This is a genomic window from Allorhodopirellula heiligendammensis (genome assembly GCF_007860105.1).
Lineage (GTDB): Bacteria > Planctomycetota > Planctomycetia > Pirellulales > Pirellulaceae > Rhodopirellula > Rhodopirellula heiligendammensis.
Genome location: NZ_SJPU01000002.1, coordinates 79,179 through 103,090, shown reverse-complemented (window position 1 = coordinate 103,090; position 23,912 = coordinate 79,179). Strand labels below are relative to the sequence as shown.

19 protein-coding genes are annotated in these 23,912 nt (G+C 57.4%); 7 read left to right on the top strand and 12 right to left on the bottom strand.

Going from position 1 to position 23,912, the window contains the following annotated elements; genetic code table 11:
- Positions 1 to 21: 21 nt before the first annotated feature.
- On the top strand, positions 22 to 1,872 hold the full coding sequence (gene mnmG, locus Poly21_RS10780; RefSeq protein WP_146407074.1) for a tRNA uridine-5-carboxymethylaminomethyl(34) synthesis enzyme MnmG: 1,851 nt from the start codon (positions 22 to 24) through the stop codon (positions 1,870 to 1,872).
- Positions 1,873 to 1,949: 77 nt separating this feature from the next.
- Here mnmG and Poly21_RS10775 read toward each other — a convergent pair whose 3' ends face one another.
- The 3 genes from Poly21_RS10775 to Poly21_RS10765 form a co-directional block, all read right to left on the bottom strand.
- Complete coding sequence (locus Poly21_RS10775; protein ID WP_146407073.1) at positions 1,950 to 2,798, bottom strand: sugar phosphate isomerase/epimerase family protein; 849 nt, start codon at positions 2,796 to 2,798, stop codon at positions 1,950 to 1,952.
- Between the two features lie 181 nt (positions 2,799 to 2,979).
- A complete protein-coding gene (locus Poly21_RS10770) occupies positions 2,980 to 3,672 on the bottom strand; it encodes a hypothetical protein (RefSeq protein ID WP_146407072.1) in 693 nt (230 codons plus the stop codon).
- Entirely contained in the window at positions 3,669 to 4,643 is a 975-nt protein-coding gene (locus Poly21_RS10765) for a hypothetical protein (RefSeq protein WP_302118621.1), read from the bottom strand. Before Poly21_RS10765 ends, Poly21_RS10770 begins: the two co-directional genes overlap by 4 nt.
- Positions 4,644 to 5,002: 359 nt before the next feature.
- Here Poly21_RS10765 and Poly21_RS10760 point away from each other — a divergent pair, with 359 nt between their 5' ends.
- The gene (locus Poly21_RS10760; protein ID WP_302118619.1) at positions 5,003 to 5,338 is read left to right on the top strand and encodes a hypothetical protein; all 336 of its coding nucleotides are present in this window, start codon (positions 5,003 to 5,005) and stop codon (positions 5,336 to 5,338) included.
- 3 nt (positions 5,339 to 5,341) lie between these two features.
- On the opposite strand, the gene pseI is transcribed toward Poly21_RS10760, so the two are convergent.
- From pseI to Poly21_RS10725, 7 genes are all read right to left on the bottom strand, one after another.
- Entirely contained in the window at positions 5,342 to 6,400 is a 1,059-nt protein-coding gene (gene pseI / locus Poly21_RS10755) for a pseudaminic acid synthase (protein WP_302118617.1), read from the bottom strand.
- Entirely contained in the window at positions 6,397 to 7,143 is a 747-nt protein-coding gene (locus Poly21_RS10750; RefSeq protein WP_146407071.1) for a cytidylyltransferase domain-containing protein, read from the bottom strand. Before Poly21_RS10750 ends, pseI begins: the two co-directional genes overlap by 4 nt.
- 204 nt (positions 7,144 to 7,347) lie before the next feature.
- Positions 7,348 to 8,544, bottom strand: a complete 1,197-nt coding sequence (gene pseC / locus Poly21_RS10745) for a UDP-4-amino-4,6-dideoxy-N-acetyl-beta-L-altrosamine transaminase (RefSeq protein WP_302118613.1) — start codon at positions 8,542 to 8,544, stop codon at positions 7,348 to 7,350.
- Positions 8,545 to 8,719: 175 nt separating this feature from the next.
- Positions 8,720 to 9,754 (bottom strand): UDP-N-acetylglucosamine 4,6-dehydratase (inverting), encoded by a 1,035-nt coding sequence (gene pseB / locus Poly21_RS10740; RefSeq protein ID WP_146407069.1) that lies wholly within the window; start codon positions 9,752 to 9,754, stop codon positions 8,720 to 8,722.
- A gap of 135 nt (positions 9,755 to 9,889) precedes the next feature.
- Positions 9,890 to 10,681 (bottom strand): formylmethanofuran dehydrogenase subunit C, encoded by a 792-nt coding sequence (locus tag Poly21_RS10735; RefSeq protein ID WP_146407068.1) that lies wholly within the window; start codon positions 10,679 to 10,681, stop codon positions 9,890 to 9,892.
- Complete coding sequence (fhcD, locus tag Poly21_RS10730) at positions 10,678 to 11,700, bottom strand: formylmethanofuran--tetrahydromethanopterin N-formyltransferase (protein WP_436967495.1); 1,023 nt, start codon at positions 11,698 to 11,700, stop codon at positions 10,678 to 10,680. The genes Poly21_RS10735 and fhcD overlap by 4 nt, the downstream gene beginning before the upstream one ends.
- Positions 11,697 to 13,436 carry a formylmethanofuran dehydrogenase subunit A gene (locus Poly21_RS10725; protein WP_146407067.1) on the bottom strand — a complete coding sequence of 580 codons (1,740 nt, stop codon included), beginning with the start codon at positions 13,434 to 13,436 and terminating at the stop codon, positions 11,697 to 11,699. The genes fhcD and Poly21_RS10725 overlap by 4 nt, the downstream gene beginning before the upstream one ends.
- Before the next feature lie 210 nt (positions 13,437 to 13,646).
- Here Poly21_RS10725 and glmM point away from each other — a divergent pair, with 210 nt between their 5' ends.
- Both glmM and Poly21_RS10715 read left to right on the top strand, forming a co-directional pair.
- Positions 13,647 to 14,993, top strand: a complete 1,347-nt coding sequence (glmM, locus tag Poly21_RS10720) for a phosphoglucosamine mutase (RefSeq protein WP_146407066.1) — start codon at positions 13,647 to 13,649, stop codon at positions 14,991 to 14,993.
- A 76-nt stretch (positions 14,994 to 15,069) separates the two neighbouring features.
- Entirely contained in the window at positions 15,070 to 16,224 is a 1,155-nt protein-coding gene (locus Poly21_RS10715; RefSeq protein WP_146407065.1) for an ATP-grasp domain-containing protein, read from the top strand.
- Between the two features lie 75 nt (positions 16,225 to 16,299).
- On the opposite strand, the gene Poly21_RS10710 is transcribed toward Poly21_RS10715, so the two are convergent.
- Positions 16,300 to 17,790, bottom strand: a complete 1,491-nt coding sequence (locus Poly21_RS10710) for a hypothetical protein (RefSeq protein ID WP_146407064.1) — start codon at positions 17,788 to 17,790, stop codon at positions 16,300 to 16,302.
- Between the two features lie 72 nt (positions 17,791 to 17,862).
- The gene (locus tag Poly21_RS10705) at positions 17,863 to 18,804 is read right to left on the bottom strand and encodes a hypothetical protein (RefSeq protein ID WP_302118607.1); all 942 of its coding nucleotides are present in this window, start codon (positions 18,802 to 18,804) and stop codon (positions 17,863 to 17,865) included.
- Between the two features lie 587 nt (positions 18,805 to 19,391).
- Here Poly21_RS10705 and Poly21_RS10700 point away from each other — a divergent pair.
- From Poly21_RS10700 to Poly21_RS10690, 3 genes are all read left to right on the top strand, one after another.
- Positions 19,392 to 21,095, top strand: a complete 1,704-nt coding sequence (locus tag Poly21_RS10700; RefSeq protein WP_146407063.1) for a DnaA/Hda family protein — start codon at positions 19,392 to 19,394, stop codon at positions 21,093 to 21,095.
- A 191-nt stretch (positions 21,096 to 21,286) separates the two neighbouring features.
- Positions 21,287 to 22,738: a replicative DNA helicase gene (dnaB, locus tag Poly21_RS10695; protein ID WP_146408595.1), complete on the top strand. Its 1,452-nt coding sequence runs from the start codon at positions 21,287 to 21,289 to the stop codon at positions 22,736 to 22,738.
- Between the two features lie 304 nt (positions 22,739 to 23,042).
- Positions 23,043 to 23,888, top strand: coding sequence for a hypothetical protein (locus tag Poly21_RS10690; protein WP_146407062.1), 846 nt, complete (start codon positions 23,043 to 23,045; stop codon positions 23,886 to 23,888).
- The last annotated feature ends 24 nt before the right edge of the window (positions 23,889 to 23,912 follow it).

Here is a 23,912-nt window from a genome sequence, read left to right as displayed (position 1 = left end):
TCTCTCTGCGGACTTCAACTTTTGAATCGCGACCATTTTCAGAATCGTTATGACTACGATGTCGTTGTCATTGGTGCCGGCCATGCAGGTACCGAAGCTGCGGCAGCTGCCGCGAGACTGGGCGCACGTACAGCGTTATTGACCACAAATATCGACACGGTGGGGCAAATGTCCTGCAATCCGGCGATCGGCGGCGTCGCCAAAGGACAAATCGTCCGTGAAGTCGATGCGCTCGGCGGGCTGATGGGAGTGGCCATCGATGCCACAGCGATCCAGTTTCGCATGCTCAATCGCCGCAAGGGCCCGGCGATGCACAGTCCACGCGCGCAGGCAGACAAGAAGGCCTATCAAAACCACATCAAGTGGCAAATTGAATCCCAACCCAATCTCGATTTGCGTCAAGAAACGGTCGAAGATCTACTTACCGAGCCGGTCTCTGCCGGACGCAGCGATGGCATCGCGACTGATCGGGTCGTCGGAGTGAAGGTGCGCGGGGACGCGATCTATCGTGCCCAAACCGTGATTTTGACCACGGGTACGTTCTTACAAGCGATCATGCACACGGGCGAAGCCCAAAGTGCGGGCGGACGGGCAGGCGAGGGCACAACGGCTGGTATCAGCGGCTCACTGCAGCGACTGAATTTCGAGTTGGACCGTTTTAAAACCGGTACTCCTCCCCGTCTGAATGCCCGTACGATCGACTTTGCCCAAGTGGAAGTCCAACCAGGGGACGATGATCCTCAGCCGTTCAGTTATCTCACCGATGCGGTCACTGCCGAGCAGATGCCCTGCCATATCGCGCACACTAACGAGGCTGTGCATGACCTGATTCGCCAAAATCTCTCGCGAGCGCCGATGTACAGCGGTCAGATTGATTCTCGGGGACCTCGCTATTGCCCGTCGATCGAAGACAAGGTCGTCCGTTTCGCCGACAAGTCCAGCCATCAACTGTTTCTGGAACCGGAAGGTCGCCAAACCCAGGAAATTTATGTTAACGGGATTTCCACCAGCCTACCCCGGGATGTCCAAGACGCCATGTTCCGCTTAATTCCTGGTCTCGAAAGGGCTTCGATCATGCGGTACGGCTACGCGGTGGAGTACGATTACTGTCCGCCAACGCAGCTGTGGCCGCATTTGGAGTCGAAACGGGTCGCAGGCCTGTTTCTCGCCGGGCAAATCAACGGTACGACGGGTTACGAGGAGGCTGCCGGCCAAGGCTTGATCGCGGGACTCAATGCTGCTCGGAGTGTGGCCGGACAATCCACTTGGGTACCCTCGCGGCAGGACGCCTATCTCGGCGTGCTCGTGGATGATCTGGTGACAATGGGAACGGACGAACCCTACCGGATGTTCACCAGCCGCGCTGAATATCGGCTGCTGCTACGTCAAGACAACGCCGACCGTCGTTTGACGGCTCAAGCCGACCAACTTGGGTTGATCGACGCGCAGCGACGCGAGCGTCTTGCTGACAAGCTCGAACAAATCCGCCTCGGTCGCGATATTCTCAACAGGGCTCGCATTGATAAGACGCCTGCAGACGTGTATCTGCGTCGTCCCGAAGTGACTTGGGCGATGATGTGCCAGTCGATTCCAGAGTTGAATCAAATCGCTCCTGAGGCCGCTGAACAGTGCTGCATCGATATCAAGTATGCAGGTTATCTGGAACGGCAGCAGATGGATGTCGATAAGCAGCAGCGAATGAGTGAGAAGCGGATTCCAGTCACGTTTGACTACGGACGGATTGGATCGTTGCGAACCGAAGCACGGGAAAAACTCACCAAAGTGCGCCCACTGAACCTAGGTCAGGCCAAGCGGATTAGCGGGATTACGCCAGCGGATATCGCGTTGGTCCTGGCGCATTTGGAGCACTAGAGCTGCCCGTCTCGGCGTGCCGAGACGGATTCTATTGGGAGCCGAGTGCCGACAGGCACCGGTCAGCGTCAGGCAACCTAACCCTGGCGTTTGGCGACTTCCGATTTCATGAACGCCAATCCTTCTGTCGCAAGGGTCATTTCATCGGTGAACATCCGCCGCCAGATCTTGGTCGCTGCGGCGATTTCAGGCAGCGCCAATCCGAAGGCTTCGATTACCAACCAGCCGTCGTATCCGCAGTCGGTGATCGCGTCAAAATTCTCTTTCCAGTTGATCCCGCCGGTTCCCGGAGTGCTGCGGTCGTTCTCGCTGATGTGGATGTGGAATAGCTTATCGCCCCCTGCGTTGACGGCATCGGTGACGCTCTTTTCCTCGATGTTGCTGTGGAAGGTGTCGTACATGATGCCGCATGCAGGATGGTCAACTTCGCGAGCGAACCGCGTCGAGTCAGCATGTGTGTTGAGGAAGTAACACTCAAAGCGGTTGAGCGCTTCAACGCCCAGTTTCACGCCCACCGAGCCCGCATGCTCGGCCGTCGCCCGCATGCTTTCGACTCCCCATTTCCACTCATCCTCGGTCGGACCATTTCCACTGAAGATTCCAATTGCGGAATGGTAGGGGCCGACAATCGTTTCAACGCCAGCGGCAGCGGCGCAGTCGAGCGTCCGTTTGTTGAGCTCAACACCTCGCTTTCGAATTGCTGGGTCAGGGGAAATTGGATTGTCCTCTTCGTTTCGGATCGTCACTGCGGTGCGTTGGAGGCCCAACGAGTCGAGTTGTTTGCCAAGCGCTGCGTAGTCGAGATCGAGATTGAACATCGGTAGCTCCACCCCGTCGAAGCCAGCCGCCTTGAGTTGTTCACATACAGGCAGCATTTCCTCGGTGACTTCGCCCGACCATAACAACAGATTCATGCCATACTTCATCGAATTCTTTTCAACCTTGACTCAGGAGGGGGAAACAGGACGTACGTAACTTCGCGATGTAGCTTACCCTAGCTCGAACTATCGGGCCACTGTCGTAACTGGGGCGTCGCTCCATCACTGGGTAGCCGCTCCGTCGGCGAATGATCGATATTGGACAGAGCCGTCGGCCGTGCCTGTGATCTTACAAGGGCGGATAGGCTGACGGTTTCTCTGAACCGCTGAGCAATTGGTCGTGATTCTGCCGCACTTCCGCCCGCGCCTCCGGTAGCCATCGCTGGACCGCCTCGGGCAGTTGATCCAAGCCTACTCTCGCCATCACTTGATTGAGACGCATCAATAACTTCGTATCGTCGGTGTAGTCGTACAAGAATTGCGTCGTGGCGAATCGCCTCAATGTATCGGCGATCCGGTCGCTCGGCTTGCCTGTGATCCGGTTGACACAAGCCTCAATTTCATCCAACGGTGCCTGTTGGAATAGATGGTAGTAGCGATCGACCCAACATCGTTGCGCAATCGCGTAGTTCGCATCCAGCAGCATTTCGATCAGAATGTGACCCACGAACGAAGGTCGAAATCCCGCGTCTCCAGGCAGACGATCTCGCAACTGAACCGCGAATTCCAAGTTCAACCGCGCGAACGTTGCGCCACCGTGGAACCAGCGGTCATCGGCGACGTGGGTGACGATACCTGCCGCGACATTCCGCATCACCGGATCGGGTGAATCTAAGAACGGCTCTGCGGTTCGTCGGCGAACGCGTATGCGGCGATCAATGACAGACAGAAAATCAGGCATACCGGTGCAGATCGCGAGCACGGGCACATCCTGCGGAGGTGACCGGTTCATCGTCGGTAGCGCGTGACAGAGAAAATTCATGGCGCCAGTTGAGCAAGCCAATCGGCCATCGACCACCGGAGAGAGTCTTGATTCTCACCGATGGCCTTGTTCAGTCGGCTGACCAATCGCGAGTTTTCTTTGCGAATCCAAACTTTGCCGATCGTGTGTTCGGCCAAGTCACCGATTTCTTCGGCCGCGTCGCCGCCCAATTTACTGATCCGTTCCACTTCGAACTTGCTCACCACGAGGGACGCCTGCTCGACTGCCACATCCAGCTGCATTGCCGGAGGAACTTCGCCGAAGTCCGCCGACATCCCCATCGTCAGCGTCGTCCTCATCGCGAGGTCCATTTTTCCGGAGATCTCCACGCTATACCACTTCGCCCCCAAATTCCAGCGTTCCACGCGAATCGAAAACCGGGCTGGCGTGGACACCGTCGCATCAGCCCGCCAGCTCTGAAGTCCGTCTTGGGAAGAGACTGGCGTCACGCTATGGATTTTGACAAGGTCGGTGGCTTTATACGGTTGCAGAAGCGTCGCAACGTCTCCGGCGGGGAGCTCCTCTCTTAGAATTTCCGCTTGGGAGTTTCCTGGCCCCGAGATCGCGGGTGCGGTTAGGTTTCGTTCAGGCAGCTCGATTTCGTACCGCACCCACCGGCCATGCCGCAGTTCTTGCCAACGTCGTTTGGTCTTCAGTTCCCAACCATCGCGACGGACCTTGACCCCCGCCCACACTTTCTTCGTATCACCCCAATCATCGTCGCCGGTGATTTGGCGGGGTACGTGCTGCATCAGCTGATCAGCCAACCACTGGACTGATTGTCGAGTTTGATCGGGCGTCATCGATACACCCGAGGTCGGTGGCATCATTCCCGATGGAGATAACGATGGAGCAGCCAGCAACGGTAACTGCGCCCACAGCCTACTCGTTCCGCACAGCATCCACACGCCAGCCAACGCCAACGCAAAAACGTTCCGCATGGGTGGGTATGGCGATCGTTGATGAAGCATGCGTGCACTCCGTCCAATACAAGGAAGGGTGGATCGCGAGGCCGATTGAGTTGTGAACCCTACGTGCCTGCGAGGCCGTTGAAATCATTTCTCGCGAGCATCTGGGGGGCGTACCGGCACAGTTGAACCGCGAGAGTGCCCCTCCAACCGGTCGCTCGGAACGAAATGGTCTGAACGGCTGGAATGAACCGCCTTCGATCATAGCTCAGCGTCCCCTGTCGCTGTCGAGGGCGATCTGCGGGTAGCGGGCGATAAACAGCCACACATTTACTTAATTACTGACCCGGTGACCAAACGTGTCACCCCTTGGAGCGATGATACCACTATCCCAACAAAATCACCTTTCAATTCGCGAAACCATGACTACGCTCACCCTCGACCCCGTCAATTCCACTACGCCTGCAATGGTCACGTCTCCGCGGCGCCGGAAAGCACCGACGCCACAGCAGATGTTACGAATCGCGATGCTCGACTCCGATCAGTGGGCCGTTGAGCTGGATTATGCAGATAGCAAAGGGAAAAGAACTCGCCGCACCGTTAGCCCGATTCGCTTTTCGACCCCGGATCGCTTTCTCGGTTTGTGCTTGTGCCGAGAACAGCCTCGTCAGTTTTATCTCGACCGCTGTAGTAACATCCGCATCGTCCGCAGCGACGACATCATCATGCCGGTGGCAATGGTGCAACTCGACGACTGATCGTCACACGAACATCTCCCAGTTCGTAGGCTCGCCGCGGGTGAGTTTTCGCTTCGCAGTGCGTCCACAGACAAGCACCCAATCTTTGGGGGTCAACCCATGTCCTGGGCGAACGATGCGGAGGCAATGCGGGCCTACCGATTCACCTTCCTCGACGTCCTCGCTGATGAATATGGAGCGACGAAACATAAGTGATTTTTGTTGGGGGCCGTCGCTACCGTAGCGGATCTCTCCAAGCGCCTGCCACGCTCGCTCGGTCTCGACGACGAGGCTATTTAGTTCCTCCGGTTCGAGTGAGAACGCAGAGTCCACCCCGCCATCGGCGCGGCGGAGGGTAAAGTGCTTTTCGATAACCGTCGCACCCAACGCGACAGCAGCGACTGCCGCACCAATCCCTCCGGTGTGGTCCGAAAGTCCCACCTGAGTGCCAAAGCTGTCTCGAAGGTGTGGAATCGTATGAAGATTTGTAGATTCCGGCGTTGCTGGATAGTTGCTTGTGCACTTGAGTAGCACCAGTTCACCGCTACCGTGCTCGCGGGCGCACTCCACTGCCTGATGGATCTCGGCGAGCGTTGCCATGCCTGTTGACATGATCAACGGCTTGCCCGTCGCAGCTGTCTTAGCGATCAAGGGCAGGTCGGTCAGTTCGAACGACGCGATTTTGTAAGCAGGCGCATCGAGCGTTTCGAGAAAATCAACTGCGGTTTCATCGAACGGCGAACTAAATGCAATGATCCCTCGCTTCTTCGCATGGTCGAAAATCGCTTGATGCCAATCCCAGGGGGTCGCTGCTTCCTGATAGAGTTCGTGCAATCGACGCCCAAACCACAGGCTCTCCGGGTCCAGTATTTTAAACTCGTCTCGATCAACGTCGAGCGTCATCGTATCGGCGGTGTATGTCTGCAGTTTGATCGCGTGTGCGCCTGCATCCGCAGCGGCGTCAACAATCGCGAGGGCGCGATCGAGCGATTGATTGTGATTGCCCGACATTTCTGCAATGACGAACGGTGGTTGTTTCTCACCGATTGAGGTCGTGGCGATTTGCACGCTTGGCATACTCATGCAGCTTTCAACGCTTTCTGCTTCACGGTCGCATTGATACGGCTGAGTTCAGGTTGACGGGCGAGCAAGCCCAGTACTTGATCGGTCGTGATGAACTCATCGCGGCGAAAATTTCGGAACACGGCCTGGAAGAATACGAAGTCGGTGGGTTCGTCGAGCGTCCAACGCATCGACGATTGATCGATTGACTGAGTGATATTATCAATCACAAATCGATCGGGGTGCTGATAGAAAAATGGCGTCACATGTTCACGCTCGTACTTCTTCGTCGCTGCTTCATGAGCGATCTGCAATGCCCGCATGCTGAACATCTCCATGTCGAGGCCATGCGGATAGGTCCGCGGTTGTGTGTTGGAGATGTAATCCACGGGGCAACCGCTGTTCTGCCTTTCCTGGTACCGCAAAACCAGTTCATCGACTAACAAGGGGTCAATCAATGGGCAATCCGCTGTGATGCGAATGATTTCAGTAGCACGAGAAACGAGTGCCGCTTGATGGTAGCGAGCGAGCACGTCGTGCTCGCTGCCACGAATCACACGCACCTTGCATCGTCGGCATTCGTCGACGATGGCATCGTCGGCGTCGCCGGTCGTCGTTGCGACAACCACTTCGTCGACCCGTTCGCAATGCCGCATCCGAGCGACGATTCTGCTGAGTACGGTTTCATTGCCCAGACGAAGGAGAACCTTGCGTGGCAATCGCGTCGAGCCAACACGCGCTTGGATGATGACGACAGTTTTCATTGGTTTCACCTAGGATCCGAAAAATGGAACAGAGCCCTACTTCATTTGCGGACGGGCATCGGCCCCGATCCGTTCAATCAATTGTGCTTTCGTAGCGACACCGGTCGGAGCGCCGTTGCGGTCGCCAGGGCATCAGCCACTTCGCCCCACCCCTACCCGCTGTATCTCAAAGCACGTTCTCGTGCCGTCATGCGATTGCGAGCGTCAAGCGGCAATGGATCGAGCGACTTGAGCACCAGCGAAGGTGTGGCGAATGGATGAGATGACCTGCTTCACCTCACCATCCGTCATCGCGGGAAAGACCGGTATGCTCAAGGCACGCTCGTAGTGATTCATCGCACCCGGGAACTGGGCAGCGGTGTGGCCATATCGATCGGCATAAAATGGCTGCAAGGAAACGGGATAGTAATGGACCTGCGTGCCAATCCCCGTGCCGGCGAGACTCTCCATCACCTCGATTCGAGTGCGCCCGAGTGCATGAAAGTCCACATGAAGACAAAACAGATGCCAGGCCGAGGTTTTGAGCACGTTCGCTGGCGGCAAACTCACGCCAGGAATATCCGCCAGTTCGTGTAGATAGTGATCCGCAATCTCTCGCCGCCGGGCGACAAAACGATCCAGTTTTTTCAACTGTGAGGACGCCAAGGCGCAGGACATTTCTGGGATGCGGTAATTGAACCCGGGGGCATGCATCTCATAGTACCACGGACCTTCGGTGGGGCGGCGCAGCTCGTTGGTCTGTTTCGTCATACCATGACAGCGAAAACTACTTAAACGCTTTTGGAGGTCAGGGCAATCAGTGGTTACGGCGCCACCTTCGCCGGCGGCAATGTGTTTGACTGGATGGAAACTGAATGTCACCATCGAAGAGTGGCCCAGCGAACCGACGGGACTTCCATCGCGATGGACGCCGCCAATTGCATGGCTAGCGTCTTCAATCAGCGTCGCCCGAGGGCACAAACGCTGGACAGTCTCGCTGATTGCAGCCATCTCGCAGGGCTGGCCAGCAAAGTGCACCGGAGCGACCGCACGTACCCGTCTGCCAATGTCAGTTCGGAGCGCAGCGGCAAGCGTAGCGCTGGTCATTAGCCCCGTTTCAGAATCCACGTCGCAGAATCGAACTTCAGCACCTAGATAGATCGCGGCGTTGGCCGTTGCCAAGAATGTGTTGGTGGGAACGACTACGACGGAGCCTGGGCCAACCCCCGCAGCGGCATAGGCCATGTGCAATGCGGCGGTGCCGGAATTGCATGCGACGGCGTAGCGTGATCGGCAATGCTGGGCCAGCGACGCTTCGAACGCCTCGATTGCCGGGCCTTGCGTCAACCAGTCCGAACGCAGTGCTGCTGCGACCGCTTCGATGTCCGCCTCGTCAATCGATTGACGACCGTATGGAATCACTTGAAGGCCCTCCTTGGCCAAAACGATATTCGTCGTGCTAACTTGTCAGAACACCTCGTTTTCCGCCGCATCCAATGTGTTGTTGGATAGCACGTTCGTTTTGAATGTGAGCCGCAACACTGGTACGGACTGTCAAATCATTCGACGGTGACAACGAGGTCGCGGGGCGCAGTCGCTAGGCGGCGACTCGTAAGCGATGAGGCGCAACTGGGCCACAATGCTTCGCGATCGTGTCTCGCAGTTCTTGCACAGTCAACCAGTGAGGATTGTTGTCGCTGGCATAGCAGAATCCGTCCGCACATTGTTTGCCCGAGGCAACGTAACTTGGTTCCTCTTTGGACCAAGGGCGAGCGGACGGTTGAACGATGTAATGATCTTCGAATTCCAAAGTCATCCGTGCTTCGTCAGCAGGAATCATGCACTCGTGCATCTTCTCACCAGGACGAACACCGATGACCTTTGTTTTGCATTCTGGAGCGACGGCGTTGGCGATATCCATAATGGATACACTCGGGATTTTCGGTACGAAGATCTCCCCACCTTCCATCCGTTCAAACGATTTGAGAACGAACTCAACGCCTTCCTCGAGCGTGATCACAAATCGCGTCATGTCGGGGCTCGTGATCGGCAGCACACCTTCGCTGCGTTTGCTCTCGAAGAATGGCACTACGGAGCCGTTGGATCCGAGGACATTGCCGTAACGGACGGCACAGAACCGAGTTCCCCCGACGCCCGAAAGTGAGTTGGCAGCTGCGAATAGCTTATCACTACAGAGTTTCGTCGCACCGTAGAGATTCACTGGTGCGGCGGCTTTATCCGTGGACAACGCGACGAGCTTCTTCACACCTGTGTCAATACACGCGTCAATCAGGTTTTCGGCACCACCGATATTGGTGCTGATGCACTCCTGTGGATTGTATTCTGCAATGTCGACGTGCTTCATCGCGGCTGCGTGAATCACGTAATCGATTCCACGAAGAGCGCGTTGGAGACGATTTTTGTCACGAACATCGCCGACAAAGTAACGGACTTCGGGAAACTCCGCAGCGGGGAAATGATTCCGCGCCATGTCGACGTGTTTCTGCTCATCACGGCTGAACACGACCAAACGCTTAGGGCGATGTTCGCGCAGCAGCGTCTCAACACATTTTTTTCCAAAGGAACCGGTGCCACCGGTAATGAGAACATGGCTTCCTGCTAGCGACGACATTCGAAATCCTTTCGAGAGTTGGGTATCACGCCCGCAGTCTAGTGATTTGCCAATTCCCCACCAAGATCAATCTGAATGAAATTAATGGTGCAAGAATTTCGCCATGCGGGGCCCCTCGAAACAGGCCGATCGTTGCTAGCTCGCAGTCCCCCGGGATATCGGATACCAAACCTCGCCGATTCCGCCGATGCTTCGGTCTCCACGGCTGGTGTACCATTTTAGCGAGTCGCTTTGACACTCCGCCGGCGGCCAACTCGTCGCCATTTCGGGCCGTTTCAGCAACAACGCGTAAAAGGGTGTTTGCAGCTCGACCGGTGAGGTAAAACGAGCCGCTGGCAATCGAGTCGGCGTGGCGAGAACCAGCGTCCCGCGACGCATTCCATAACCGACGTGGTCGCCGATCACCCCTCCCACCCCGATCGTGCCGGCGACCTGCCAAGACGCTAGCCCTGAGCCAGCATCGCCTGCGACCCAAATTTCGCCACGCCGCATACGATTCCCCGCGAAATCGCCCACGCTGCCCGAAACCATGATCCGGCCACCGTTCATACCCACACCCCGCGATCCTGTCGGCGCTCCCACATACGCTCCGGCATTTCCAGCGACATCAATCGTGCCACCACTCATGCAGGCACCGCAGTAATCACCAACGTTCCCCTCGACGATGATCTGACCGACTCGGTGCTGCTGACCGACTCGATGGACACCGCCACAATCTCCTTGGAAAATCAGTATCGGTTGCCCGGTATCAGTCTCTCGGCAATCAATCTCAAACAGATCCCCCAGCTCCACCTCAACGGACAGCGCCGGGACAGATTGGCGGGCGATTTGGTCGGCGGACATTTCCATGAGTCGATCGAGTCGCACGCTCGACGCGTCGATCGATCTGACATTGTCTGCTCGCCGACGAAGCGTGATCGACTTCATGATCTTGTCTCCGCCAGAACGTCATGCAAGCGAAAGTGATGGCGGCCGAGCTTGCCACCATAGTTCCCCGCTGTTACGCCGACGAGTCCACCATTACCCACCGCGTTGCAGGCCGCTGAAATGCCCACCGATATAGCACTGGCGATCTCGCCGAAACTCATGCCGTCAATCACGACCTCGAGCACGGCCGTGGTCTCGGCGGGCAGCTCCGTTTGCGCTAGTTCACGCAGCGCAGGACAGAACGCTTCGTTGGTCGATGCGAATAAAGCTGCATACTTCGATCCCACCTTCGAGCCGCTGCGGGTTGCTCCGCCGGGAAAAGGTGTGATGACGCCATGCATTGGCGAAATCGCCGCAATCGCGGCCCGACAGGCGACCGACACCGCCTCGATGGATCGACCGAGCAGAATAAAGTTGCCCCCGCCAATCGCCTCAGTACGCCCGCAATCGTGCTGACAGACAAACTCACCGTCCATCACTGGAATTCGCCAATATCGAACGGCATTTTCCGTGGTGGGATTGTCGCCGCTCGCCTGCGGTGGCTGAAGCTGCTTACTAATCTGATATCCATCGCCAAAGTAACGGAGCGTTTTGCCGAGCGGCACGCGATTCGGATATACCGTCGGACCACCATCCAAGCCCGCATAGAGCGCTGTCGTGGGGCACGTCAGAACGCACTGCCCTGCGCGGCGGGGAATCTGTTTCTCGAGTTCCTTTCCGGAAACCGCGAACGCCAAAATCGCGACTCCTGGTCGCCCGTCAGGAGTTTCGGAGGCTAACAATCGGCGTTCGACTGCGATCTCGACACCGCATGCGATCACGCTCGTGCCAAATCCCACCATCGCTGCAGCCGCTGCGTCACACCACTCTTGATCTGCCGCCGTGATGATCAACCGTGTCATCTTCATGTCGAAGGCCTCAGCAAACGTCGCGTGAATCGGGACGTCTGCAATCCGCAGCGGAGAGTCAGTGACCCAGCGGTGAGTGTCCGCCGACACCACCTCATCTGCACTATTCACGATGCAACTCCCGACTGATCCGGGGGCATCTCTTGTCGCAAACCAGTACCAAGCAGTCGACTGCCGAGCACCTCTTCCATCTCGCCATCATCAATCCATAATCGATCAAGTGCAAAGGTGCCGTTCTTGGCATACCTCGATCGGAAATCAGCTAGCTGAGGTCGGTCGATAAAGTCCCCTGCCGCAGTCAAATCCGCGGCCAGCGTACGGTCCATTACGGCGTTTTCGTCAGTATGCATGTCATTGCCATCTTGGCGAATCAATCTCCCGCATTTGAAGACAAATCGTGGGGTCGCGAACATTTTTTCAATGCTCTCCTGCTGACGGTAAACCACGATGTCTGCGACGCTGCCTGCCGCCAGCGTGCCGCGATCGGCGAGACCCAAGATGCGAGCTGGCGCGGTCCGCGTCATCGTGGCAATGTCGGTGAGCGAGTACTCACGCGAGATCCCCGCTAGCGAGCTGGCGCCTGCCGCCTCTGAATGAATTTCTGCCAGCGCCGTTTCGCGGAGCGAGCGATCAGCTAGGAGGCCAAGCAGGTGGGGGTATGCCGTAAACGGGCCGCCGTTGGGGTGATCCGTTGTCAAAAAAACACGTGAAGGATCATCGATCATTAAGAACAATTCCAGTCCGATCGCCCACTGCAGTGAGTGGACGAATTCCCGGCGACGATAGCGAAAGGGTACGACGCCGCACCCTGCTTCGCATTCCACGTCCACCAATATCGATTTGCGTGGTTTTGCATACGCCGCGTTCTCGTGCTGATGCATCGAGTCGGCGCTGATAGTGACGGTTTGCCCAAACTGAATTTGGCCGACATCGATGGTTACGTTGGGATGTCTGGACATCGCTTCAACCAGCTGCGGTGCAGCCGATGAGAAGTGATAGGGGCCATCCGTTCCGTAACAATGAAACTGTGCGTGCGTCAGATGAATCGGGTACCCGTCAGCTGCGGCAATGGTAGCCAGCGTGGAGGAAATGTTACCGGGCACACCTAAATTGCTGCAGTGGACATGGAGAGGATGAGCCAACCCAATTTCGTACACTGCGCGGCAGAGTGTGCGGATGATCTGCCCTGGGGTGATCCCGAGGTGTGGGTGCGGCGTGTCGACATCGAAAGACCGCTGATTGAACTTGAAGGCGTGAATGCCTCCCGGATTGACGACCTTGACGGCGATGCAACGCGTCGCCATCACCATCCACGCGACATAAGCATTGATGGTTTCTTGCGGTGACTTCTCTGCGATCAACTGTAACAGCACATCATCGTTGCCGAGCAGACAGTAGCCGCCGGTGTCGATGCCTCGCACGTCGGCCATTTCCGCATGGGCCGAGCGTGCGTTGCAGGGAATCACGGCGGGCTCAAGGCAGGTTGTGTAGCCCATGTCGAGATATCGCGACGCCGTGGTGCTGGCCGACGGAAGAAAGTGCGACTGTGCCGGTTCAGTCGCCCCCGCAGGCTGTGCGTTCCGCCAGGGCGGCATTTGATCACGTAACAGCAGCCGAGCCAGCGAAATTTTTCCACCTCCGATATGCGTATGCAAATCGATGCCGCCGGCCATTGTCACGCATCCGGTCGCATTGATTTCAACGTCGGGGGCAATTGGGTCTTGGGGCGCGTCGATGATCAAACCACCTTGCATCCAAAGATCACGCTGTTCGGTTGTACTGCGCACCACCCCGTCCACCGACCGGCTGGGGTCGATCAATCGGCTGCCGCGAATACAAGTGAGCATGAGTGCGAAACTACCGGGCTGGAATCGTGGTGGGCTGGGGACGTGACGTGCTGAGGCCGAGGTGGGCTGCGAACGAGGCCTGCGATTCTCTCACAATTCAATGAGTTTTAGTAGACCGCCACGCCCGTCGCATTCATTGCCGGATGTTAAGCGACCCGTAGATTCACTAGGTTAGGGTTTCTCATCAACCTTTCACGCAAGAATACTTTCATGAGCGAACTGATTATCAGTGTCAGCGGACTGCGCGGCATTGTCGGCGAAACCTTGACTCCGGACGTCGCCTGCCGATACATCGCGAGCTTCGCTGCTTCGATTGGTCCCGGCCCCATTGTGATCGGACGTGATGGACGTACCACGGGGCCAATGTTGAAGGCCGCCATCATCGCGGCGATCAACGCCTGCGGCCGCGATGTGATCGACGCGGACGTCGCCGCAACCCCAACGATCGGCATACTCGTCCGCGAGATGTCTGCGGCAGGTGGCGTGCAGATTTCTGCCAGTCACAATCCACCCCCGTACAACGGCATTAAATTATTTGGCAGTGATGGGCGCGTGCTCGACTCCGACGCGGGCGCTCGAATTCGTCAAGGCTACTTCGCTGGCACTGCGGGATGGTGTCGCTACGACGCTATCGGATCGACGCAAACGGAAGCGGACCCACATGCCCCGCACCTTGAGAAAGTGCTCGCGACTGTAGATGTGGGTGAGATTCGAAAACGAGAATTTAGGGTGCTGTTAGACAGCAACCATGGCGCCGGCGGATTGCTTGGCGTGCGATTGCTCGAGTCTCTCGGATGCGAAGTCGAAGCGGTCGGCCAGCAACCCACCGGCATCTTTGAGCATGTGCCCGAGCCGACCGCTGACAACCTCACCGGGATCGCAGCACGCGTTGCCGGCAGCGGGTGCGCGATTGGGTTTTGCCAAGACCCCGATGCTGATCGATTGGCGCTGATCGACGAGAACGGACGCTACATTGGCGAAGAAGCCACGCTGGCACTCTGTGTCCAGCGCGCTATGATGGTCGGACGCACTAACGGGCCCATCGTGATTAATGGAGCGACGAGTTCGATGAGTGGACTCGTTGCCCAACAGTTTGGTGTGGAAACCTTACGCAGCGCCGTCGGCGAGGCAAACGTCGCCGACAAGATGATCGCTCATGCTGCCGCGTATGGGGGGGAAGGCAACGGCGGCCCCATCGACCCTACGGTAGGGTATGTTCGCGATAGCTTTGTCGGCATGGCCCAAGTACTCGATTTGCTAACTCGAACCGGCAAACCACTCAGCCAGCTCGCTGACGAACTTCCCCAGCTTGCCATCTATAAAGACAAAGCCGAAATCAATGTGAGCCAGCTGCCGGCAATCTTCGCAAGACTCCAAAGCCGATTTCAAGACGCACAAGCTGACACCGGCGATGGACTGCGCCTACAATGGAACGATTGCTGGCTGCTCGTCCGCGGTAGCAACACCGAGCCAATCGTGCGAATGATCGCGGAAGCAGAGACAGCCGAACAGGCCAAGTCGCTCTGTGACCAAGCCGCTGCGATGATCAACCCGTAGCGGCATCGCTCGACAGTGCTGTCAATCGATCACTCAGCGACTTTGAAAGTACCCCGGGACTTCGAAAGCAAACGCTATGCTCGACAGGGAAACGTCCACGCCATCGGCTCCACTGCGGGTTTTCGTCGCCGAATATCTCTGCGGTGGCGGTATGCTCGACACGCCTCTGGACACGGTATCGAAATCCCTGTTGCGTGAAGGGATGGCGATGTGGCAAGCCCTGGTCACTGATTTGGCTGGTTGGGCGAGCGTGCGAACACCCGTCGACCCTCGGCTGCCGCAGCTATCTGGCGACATCAGTGCCCTCGCGGGGCAGCTCGAAACCGTGCCGATGCAGCCCTGCGCTGAGCTTTGGGGGGGGTGGATTGAGATTGCACGTGAGTGCGACGTCGCAATCGTCATCATCCCCGAAACCGACGGGTTGCTCACCAAAGGCATCACGCTCTTACGGGCTGCAGGAATCCAGGTGCTCGCGCCGACGGGTACCGCCATTGGTCTGACGGCAGATAAATGGGCGACGGCTAAGTGGCTGCATCAAAACAATATCGCTCATCCCGATACGTGGTCGTTGGAGCGACGCCGCAATGGAATTGCGGAGCGACATTATACCCGCTCGCGGCCACTCGCTGCCGGCCGACTCGATCCGATCTTCAGTGACTTCCCCAGTTCTGGCTACCTCGTCAAGCCGCGCGACGGTTGCGGCGCCGCTCGCATTCGTCGCTACGATGAACTGAAGCCAGCTCTGGCGTCGATGAAGCCCGATGAGATCACGCAGCAGTACTGGCCGGGACGCTCCGCCTCAGTATCGGTGATTGCCAGTAGTGAACACGCTCGCGTCAGCATTCTGCCCGCCGTTTGGCAAAATCTGGAGATGGTGCCGCATACGGCTGCACGCGACAGCGTCTCTACCAGTCACCTAAGTTACCAAGGTGGCAGTGGGCCGTTGTCCACCGAACTGCAGCAGCGCGCTCACGCGCTGACCTCACGAGTGCTCCAGGCCCTGCCCGGCAGGCTGGCGGGCTTCGTCGGCATCGACTTGATGCTGGGCGAGAACGCCAATTGTGATGCTGTGATCGAGATCAATCCAAGGCTCACGACGTCGTATATCGGCTTGCGAAAAATGACTGACGAAAACCTCACACAGCGTTTATGGGGTAATCCTGATCAAGCCACTGCTATTAACGTGCCTGCTGAATCAGTCCATTGGAACCTGCATGCGGTCGTGACTTGACGACTGCCCATATTACTGACGGTACGACAAGGTGCATGGGATCTGAGTTGGAGTCTGAGCAGGGGGCCAGACAGGTTACAAGAGCAGGGTCATGCCCAACACAAGACTGTTCTGAATGACGTCCCGGTCACTGACGGTCGTGATGTCGATCAAGGGTGCGAACCCGGTGCTCCGAACGTATTCCGCAGAGACCCGGAAATTGGGGCCAAGGCGTTTGCCATAGCCGAGAACGAGTTGATCGTTGAACTCGTACTCGCTACCCGCTGGCCCTTGGATTCCGCTGCTCCAACTCACGCTTAGATTCGACCCGCGTGACCCGCGATCAAACCAGTAGGCGGCTTCCGTGCGGTATGCCGAAACTCGGTGAGACGTCACCGGCCAGTCTCCTGTGGTCGTCACATATTCACCTGCCAACGTCAGCCGATCGATGTCCAACCTCGCGTTGATATCCCACGCACTGTTGTAGTGCTCGCCGTAGATCATGGGATTGACGTGCTCAGCGACGTTGCTGTCATAGATCGTGCCCAGCAGGAACCCGCCACCGACTCGCAAGTGATAATCGGGAGTGTCGCCTACGCGAAAACTGACGTTCGCAGCAAGGTTGTTCAGTTTTCCCAGTTCGGGTGAGTCCACAGTACGAATCCCACGTCCGCCATTAATGCCAGCCAAAGTGAAATCCCAGTGGTCGTCGTGATAGCCCGCTCCAATGCCCTCGGCGAGCGAGGCGAAATAGTGCCAAGGCACGGCTTGCGTGAAGGGGCTGAGAGTGCTGAGGTCACCGAACCCTACGTTTTTCTTGCCGATGAAAAGATAGAGTGGGGAGACGCGTAGATCACCAACGATGGCGTATGCCTGGCGCACCTGCAGGCTGCCCTGTTTGGGGGCTGCGAAGGAGAACACGTCGGAAAATAAGAGCTCTGTGTAGACACTCGCGTAGGACGTGAACTGTGCAGTGGCCTGCGAGTTGGCCTGCAACATTCGTGCATCAGTCGCCGAATCGCCCCGGAAGTCTGTGGGGAATCGTCCCAAATATGGGAACTTGTTCGTGCGATTCGTAGACGCGGCCAGCAACGACAGACGCGATTGACCACCGACGATGACCTGCGGGCCTTCGAAATGATGCGCGGCGTAATACTCCAGAATGAAAAGCTCCTTATCGGTCTGGCGATTCTGGAAATCCAGCATCGCATCGGTCAGCGGCGTGTTGAGCCGTAGCCAGTTCCGTGAGGATAACTCTTCGTATCCAGGGAGGCGATCTTGAGGGGGGCAATCATAGCTGACAAAATTGCCGTCGCTGGCGTAGTTGCCTAGATGCCCAGTGGCACCTTGCGCCGCGCTACTATCGTGACTTCCATCGTCATCACAGCTGCCGCTGATTTCACCGTCTACAGATCCTGCCATGGCATCGCAGGCGATCGTGCCTGTGTCGTCGCAGACCTGGTAGAGCGTGCGATCGCTCAGCGATGGAGGCAGCCCACCGGGCGTTTGGGACCAAACACGGTCGCCCACTGCCGCGATGATGGTACACGCTGCGAGTAGACGCACCGAGGTACAAAATGGGGTCATCGAGTATCAACGGTTGGGAACGAAAGGGCCGAAAGAACGAAAGGGCCAGCCACTGGTCGGGGACGCTCGTTTTCAGCGAAGTGGTTTGCCGGACTTCGCCGCTGAGAGCACGACTTCTTCATCGATCAGCTCCTCGTCCATCTTGGCGCGATACTCCATCATGCTGCCGGGGCCTTGAAAGCCCACGACCGTCTCGTCCCACTCCAATTCTTTGCTAAGCAGGCACCCGTTGTCGATGTCGAAGCGAACCGCACCGTTGCTGAGTTGCTGAATAACCTGGGCGCGGAGTGCTTCGGAATGAATCGGGGTTAGCGTTTGGCTTTTGATGGCAATGGTGGCCACACCCGCGCTGACTTTTTTCAACGTGAAAACCTGACGGGTTTTAATGGTTTTGACCTGTTGGTCCTCCGTCCGAACTTTGACCTCCGAGGGCACCATCCACCGGTCGCCGATGGCGATTGGTTCGGAGGGCAGAGTCAGGGTGAGCGATCCCATGCCGAGGGACGCCTGTGAACCGGCGTGGACTTCTCGATTCAATTCAGTGCCCTGTGGGTCAATCGTGACGGTCGACAACGGCGTACCGATTTGTTCAGCCACAATGCTGAACACGGCCGGCGGCTTCTCTCCGGTCAGGCTGCTCCACTGGATCTCGTCCTGGTCGCCATTTTGCTGAGTCATTTCGACCGAGTCAATTTGGTGGTCAAAGGTGATTTGGTTCTCACTGACGTCCTGCACTTTCCATGAGCGGACGCTTGTGGTGTACACGTTGGCAATTTCCTCGGTGCCATTCATCCGAGTTTTTGTTTTGGCAACGTGGGTGACTTTGTAGCGAATCGTCTGATCGGGCGTGAGTTGATGTCGCAGCTGGTATTTTTCCGCCGCCGATGGGGTCAACACGGATTCACCCAGGCCGTCGGCGGCCAGAGCGAGTGGAGCGGCCGCGAGGATTGAGCCGAAAAAGAAGGCCGTGCAGGTGGCCAGTGAGTGGATTGGTAAGATAGGGCGGCGTGACATGATGTCTGAGGCTCCGGAAACGGGGGCGGTCAAATGGAGACGCTCTCGCGTGTATCAAACCCGGGAAGCCGCCCGCTAGGGATAAATTTCAATCTGGCGGATGGGATTCTCTCCAACTACCTTGACGCTAACAGTTTAGAGACCATGGGGATTTATGAATTCGAAATGAAGATTAGGTTATCGACAGATTATCCACGAGTGTGCAAAGTCAAATTGTTGCTTGAACCGGCGTGGACGTGGGTGGGCATGATCCCATAGAACTCGTTTTTTGCGACCGCTTCGGAGGCGCCGCGGGACGTGTCGGCACGCGAGCACAAAAACTTGAGTCAATCGGTTTGACTTGTTTGCTAGCAAACCTAGAATCTGCCTCACTCGCTGTAGGAGAGCCAACGGGCGGAAACGGCAGAGTCACATTTTGGATCCGAGCGAATTTCAAAAAACTTCGTTTTTTGCTAGGTCCATCACACCCTGGGGTGTGTTTGGAGGCGGCCTGGAATCTGGCCGGAATCTGTTTGAATTTAGAGTGACCACGCTAACGTGTGGTCGCTTCCGTCATCATCATCCACGAGGGAGTTGTCGCTACCGGTATGTCGTCGACGCAAGGCAGCATCGAGACGCAGGAGGCCATCGAGCGATTCGCCGATGCCTTGCGACAACGCATCGGTACCGATCGGTTCCGACTGTGGTTCACCCACGGGATCGAGTTTGATCTAGAGGCCTCTCACGATGAGTCTGGCGACGAAGTTGCTGTTGATGCAGATGCAGTGATCGTGCTGCGGGTGAGCGGGCCGTTCGCGGCCGACCGGATTGCGAAGAACTTTACCGCTGATCTTCGCGCCGCCTCCGCAATGGCCCTGGGAGACCATGGTCGATTTCGCATGGTGACCGCGGCGGCGACAACTCAACCAGAGTTGATCGCTGATGCTGTGGAGACACCATCGGGCAGCCCGCAGCGAGGGAAGGTTGCTCGCTCGTCAGGGAAATCGCATGACGGGAAATCGAATTCGGGGAATTTGAATCGAAACGAACCGCCCGCCCATCAAGCGGGCAAGTCGTCACGTGGTCGAAGTCCTGCGCGGAAATCCGCAGGCAAGCTGTCGAGTCTCTTGGCCGATTCGAAATTGACCCGCTCTGCCGACGAGATCGCCGCTGAAAGTGACGCCAGCTCCGTCGGCGTGGACCGGCGCGGCACACGATCGCCCTCGCGAGCAGAGTCGACGACTGCGGTGACCGCGCCGCTGCCAGAGTCATTGCCTACGGCGGGACGCACGCTCGATAGTTTCATCACCGGTCCCTGCAACGAGTTCGCATTTTCCGCAGCGACGATGGCCATGTCCACGCCCGAAGTGGCGACCCCCCTGTTCCTGCATGGCCCGACCGGGACCGGGAAATCACATTTGCTCGCGGCAATTGCCGAGGAGTTCCGTCGGCGGAGACGGATGCGACGCGTGATTCTATTGACGGCCGAGCAGTTCACCAACGATTTTGTGGGCTCGGTCAATTCCACAGGCCTGCCGAGTTTTCGACGCAAGTATCGTGAGGTCGACGCGTTGTTAATCGACGACGTGCATTTCCTCGCGTCCAAGACCGCCACCCTCCGCGAAGCCCTCTACACGCTCGAAACCCTGGCATCGGCCGGCAAACCGCTTGTATTTACAGCGAACTTACCGCCTGCTGATATTCGTGGACTGACCGGCGAAGTGGCGGGGCGGATGTCCTCCGGACTGGTCTGTCCGCTGCTGGCACTCGATGCCGCGACGCGCATGAATCTGCTCACGCGGTTAGTAAAAACACGCTGTGTTTTAGATTGCGATCCCGGCCTATTGGCAGAGGTCAGTGAGTCGATTAGCGGCGATGCCCGCGCGGTGACGGGCGTGGCGAACTTGATTGGCATGCTGCAACGCATGTTCCGTCGCGAACCAACAATCGAAGAAATTCGCCAGTTTGGTGGTGATTTAATGCGGAATACGCGTTCGGCGCCGACTCTTCGCTCGATCGAACGGGCGGTCTGTGACGCATTTGGGCTTGAACGCGACGGCCTTCGCGGCAAAGCTCAGACACGCCGGGTCAGTGAGCCGCGAACATTAGCGATGTATCTCGCTCGGACGCATACCGGTAGCGCGTATACTGAAATCGCTCAGCATTTTGGACGTCGCAGTCATACCGGTGCGATCGCGGCCCAGCAGAAAGTTGAGCAGTGGCTAGCCAGCGGAAAACAGATCGGAGGTGGCGATGCTGCGATGGCGGCAGCGGACGCGATCGCTCGTGTCGAAGCCCGTCTGCGAGCATAGGCCTCCATTGCCCTGCGGCAACGCGTCAACGGGATGTCGATACTGGGAGCCGCCACGCGTAAGCGGCCGGCCGCGGGACGCTGCCTGCGGGGACGCGGGGCACCGCTCCACTACCAATGTCGAGTGAATCAGCAGTCCGCCAACCGTTTCGAGCCTCATCGACCACAACTCCTCCAACCCATGTCACACGGATGATCAAAGACGACAAGTTTTCAGGCTCTGGATTTCGCGATAAGAAGAAGAAGGAGATCTCTGCGAGCGAAATTCTTCAGCGGCAACCACCCTTCGAACTCGAAGCTGAAATGGGGGTGATCGGCAGTATCTTGATCATGCCCGACATCTGTGACGAGATTGCTTCGCTGCGTGCGGAGGACTTCTACGATGATGCCAATCGTATCATCTATGGGCACCTGCGCGACATGTACGATACCGGGGAGAAAATTGACATCACGTTGTTGGTGTCCCGCATGCGTACCGCTGGAGAATTTGAGAAGGTGGGAGGTGCCGCTTATCTGGCGAGGTTGTCGGGCAGTGTCGCCAATGCCGCCCACGCTGTGTTCTACGCGGAGATCGTGACTGAGAAAGCGGTGTTTCGACGGCTCATCGAATCAAGTACCGAGATCCTGCGTGAAGCCTACGAACAATCCAGTACGGCCAAAGAGCTCTGTGCGCAGGCGGAGCAAAAAGTGTTTGCGATCATGGATGGTCGGAGCAGCAACTCGGTCTCGGCGATCAGCGATGTCCTGCACCAAGCGATGGATCGCATGGAAGCCCGGATGCGAGATGACTACGTCGAAGGCGGTGCTGAAACGGGCTTGACCGATTTCGATCAGATGACCGGTGGGCTGCACTCGGGCGAGTTGATTATTCTGGCCGCACGTCCTTCGATGGGCAAAACCGCGCTGGCGATGAACATGGCTGAGCATGTGGCCTGCGTGCAGCGCGAACCTGTGTTGTTCGTCAGCTTGGAAATGTCGGCCATTGAGCTGGCGGATCGATTGCTCTGTTCGATGGCCAGGGTCAATGGTCACCGCCTCCGCAACGGTACAATATCGTCAGATGATCGCGACCGGCTCGTGGGCAAGGCCAACGAAGTCAGCCAAGCACCGCTATTCGTAGATGACTCGCCTAGCCGGACGGTTAGCGAAATTGCGGCAGCAGCTCGACGGATCAAACGACGTGAAGATGGTCTGGGAATGATCGTGATCGATTATTTGCAGTTGATCGAGCCCGACAACTCGCGTGATCCACGCCAGGAACAGGTTGCTAAAATCGCGCGACGACTCAAAGGGATGGCGCGGGAACTCGAAGTCCCGCTGTTGTGCTTGTCCCAACTCAATCGGCAAGCGGAAGAGGGCAAAGATCACCGCCCCAAACTGAGCCATCTGCGAGAATCGGGGGCTATCGAACAGGATGCCGACGTCGTCATGTTCGTTCACCGCGAGGAGTATTATCACCGTGGTGATGAGAAGGCCCAATATGCTGGCCAGGCGGAAATTATCATCGCCAAGCAGCGGAACGGTCCGGTCGGCGATGTGGATTTGACGTGGGAAGCCGATTTCACTCGATTCACCAACCGAGCGGCTGATCACCATAGCGAGTTCGATGACTATCGTGAGTTCACGTCACCGGGCGGATTCTGAATTGATCGAAGTGCCCTGAGCCCCATGGTGCCCTGAGCCCCATGGTGATGGGATTCCGTGCCCTGCAGGCAAACACTTCCGATGTGGGCGTCCCAGCCAGGAGTTCGTCTTGTGCTGTTTTTATAGGGAATGCGGGGGGAGTTGCTGAGTATTTTCCGGCTAGTGAAAGTGGGCGGTTTGGGTGGTTGTTGCCTTTGTTTCGCTTTGCTTTAGTCCTAGCGATCGTGCGTCGTCGATACACCCATGGGGAGCGAAATCGTTCGCTCGAAGAGTTTTCAATGACCACGACCCAGAGACTAAAATCGTGACAACCCGCAGACTCAAAGAGTTGTTTCTCCCGCTTCGTTCGTTTGCCTTCATGAGCATCACGGCAGCGACCATCGGCGGCATCCAAACGAGTCCCTGTTCCGCCCAAGGCGTTTGGGCTGAGTCGGACTGTGGGGTAGAGGCGGTTTGTGGTTCGGAGGTTTCCTGTGGCGCAGAGATTAGCTGTGGCGCAGAGATTAGCTGTGGTGTCGAGCCGGGCTGCGGTGTTGAGGTTTCATGTGGTTGTGAAGGCCCATGCCAGCACACGCCCACCTGTGGATGTGAGTCGTCGGGCTGTGGCGAGATGCTGGGGCCTGAGCAAGGGCTGTTGGCTAACGCTCGCTTGCCTCATGGAAAGCTGATGCACGGTACATTCCATGCTGTCGCAGGCAAGCTCAAGAAGATAGTGACGCTCAGCTCACATGGTCGGCATTCGTCGCGAACGAGTTGTGGATGTTCCAGCTGTCAGCATTTGTCATCCGTCCAGGTCGTCGCGTCGCAGACGCACCACTGCACCGATTGCCAACCTCGTCTGGCGCCGAGCATTCCGACTGTTTCCGAGGAGATGACGATGCCCTCGGATGCCCGCACATCGCTTGACGAGAAATGGGCGACCCCACCATCGAATTCGGACCAGCAACCCGCTGACGATTCGAGCCAACCTGGCGCGACCTTCGATCGTTTAAGCGATCCGTTTGAAGACGACTCAGCGAGTTACAAGTCAGCGGAGAAAGCTGCGATTCAGCAAGCCACATACGCCAATGAGGTCCCTGCTTCGTCGCCGAAACGTGGCCAAGCTGCACCGGATCACGACAGTGATTATGCTGAGTACTTTCGCAAGTAAGGATCGCGCAGTTCTGAAAGTACA

Excerpts from the sequence above, each read along its gene's own strand:
- Poly21_RS10775 (WP_146407073.1), bottom strand. The coding sequence starts at position 2,798 with ATGAAGTATGGCATGAATCTGTTGTTATGGTCGGGCGAAGTCACCGAG.
- Poly21_RS10770 (WP_146407072.1), bottom strand. The coding sequence starts at position 3,672 with ATGAATTTTCTCTGTCACGCGCTACCGACGATGAACCGGTCACCTCCG.
- Poly21_RS10765 (WP_302118621.1), bottom strand. The coding sequence starts at position 4,643 with ATGCTTCATCAACGATCGCCATACCCACCCATGCGGAACGTTTTTGCG.
- Poly21_RS10760 (WP_302118619.1), top strand. The coding sequence starts at position 5,003 with ATGACTACGCTCACCCTCGACCCCGTCAATTCCACTACGCCTGCAATG.
- pseI (WP_302118617.1), bottom strand. The coding sequence starts at position 6,400 with ATGAGTATGCCAAGCGTGCAAATCGCCACGACCTCAATCGGTGAGAAA.
- Poly21_RS10750 (WP_146407071.1), bottom strand. The coding sequence starts at position 7,143 with ATGAAAACTGTCGTCATCATCCAAGCGCGTGTTGGCTCGACGCGATTG.
- pseB (WP_146407069.1), bottom strand. The coding sequence starts at position 9,754 with ATGTCGTCGCTAGCAGGAAGCCATGTTCTCATTACCGGTGGCACCGGT.
- Poly21_RS10735 (WP_146407068.1), bottom strand. The coding sequence starts at position 10,681 with ATGAAGTCGATCACGCTTCGTCGGCGAGCAGACAATGTCAGATCGATC.
- Poly21_RS10725 (WP_146407067.1), bottom strand. The coding sequence starts at position 13,436 with ATGCTCACTTGTATTCGCGGCAGCCGATTGATCGACCCCAGCCGGTCG.
- glmM (WP_146407066.1), top strand. The coding sequence starts at position 13,647 with ATGAGCGAACTGATTATCAGTGTCAGCGGACTGCGCGGCATTGTCGGC.
- Poly21_RS10715 (WP_146407065.1), top strand. The coding sequence starts at position 15,070 with ATGCTCGACAGGGAAACGTCCACGCCATCGGCTCCACTGCGGGTTTTC.
- Poly21_RS10710 (WP_146407064.1), bottom strand. The coding sequence starts at position 17,790 with ATGACCCCATTTTGTACCTCGGTGCGTCTACTCGCAGCGTGTACCATC.
- Poly21_RS10705 (WP_302118607.1), bottom strand. The coding sequence starts at position 18,804 with ATGTCACGCCGCCCTATCTTACCAATCCACTCACTGGCCACCTGCACG.
- Poly21_RS10700 (WP_146407063.1), top strand. The coding sequence starts at position 19,392 with ATGTCGTCGACGCAAGGCAGCATCGAGACGCAGGAGGCCATCGAGCGA.
- dnaB (WP_146408595.1), top strand. The coding sequence starts at position 21,287 with ATGATCAAAGACGACAAGTTTTCAGGCTCTGGATTTCGCGATAAGAAG.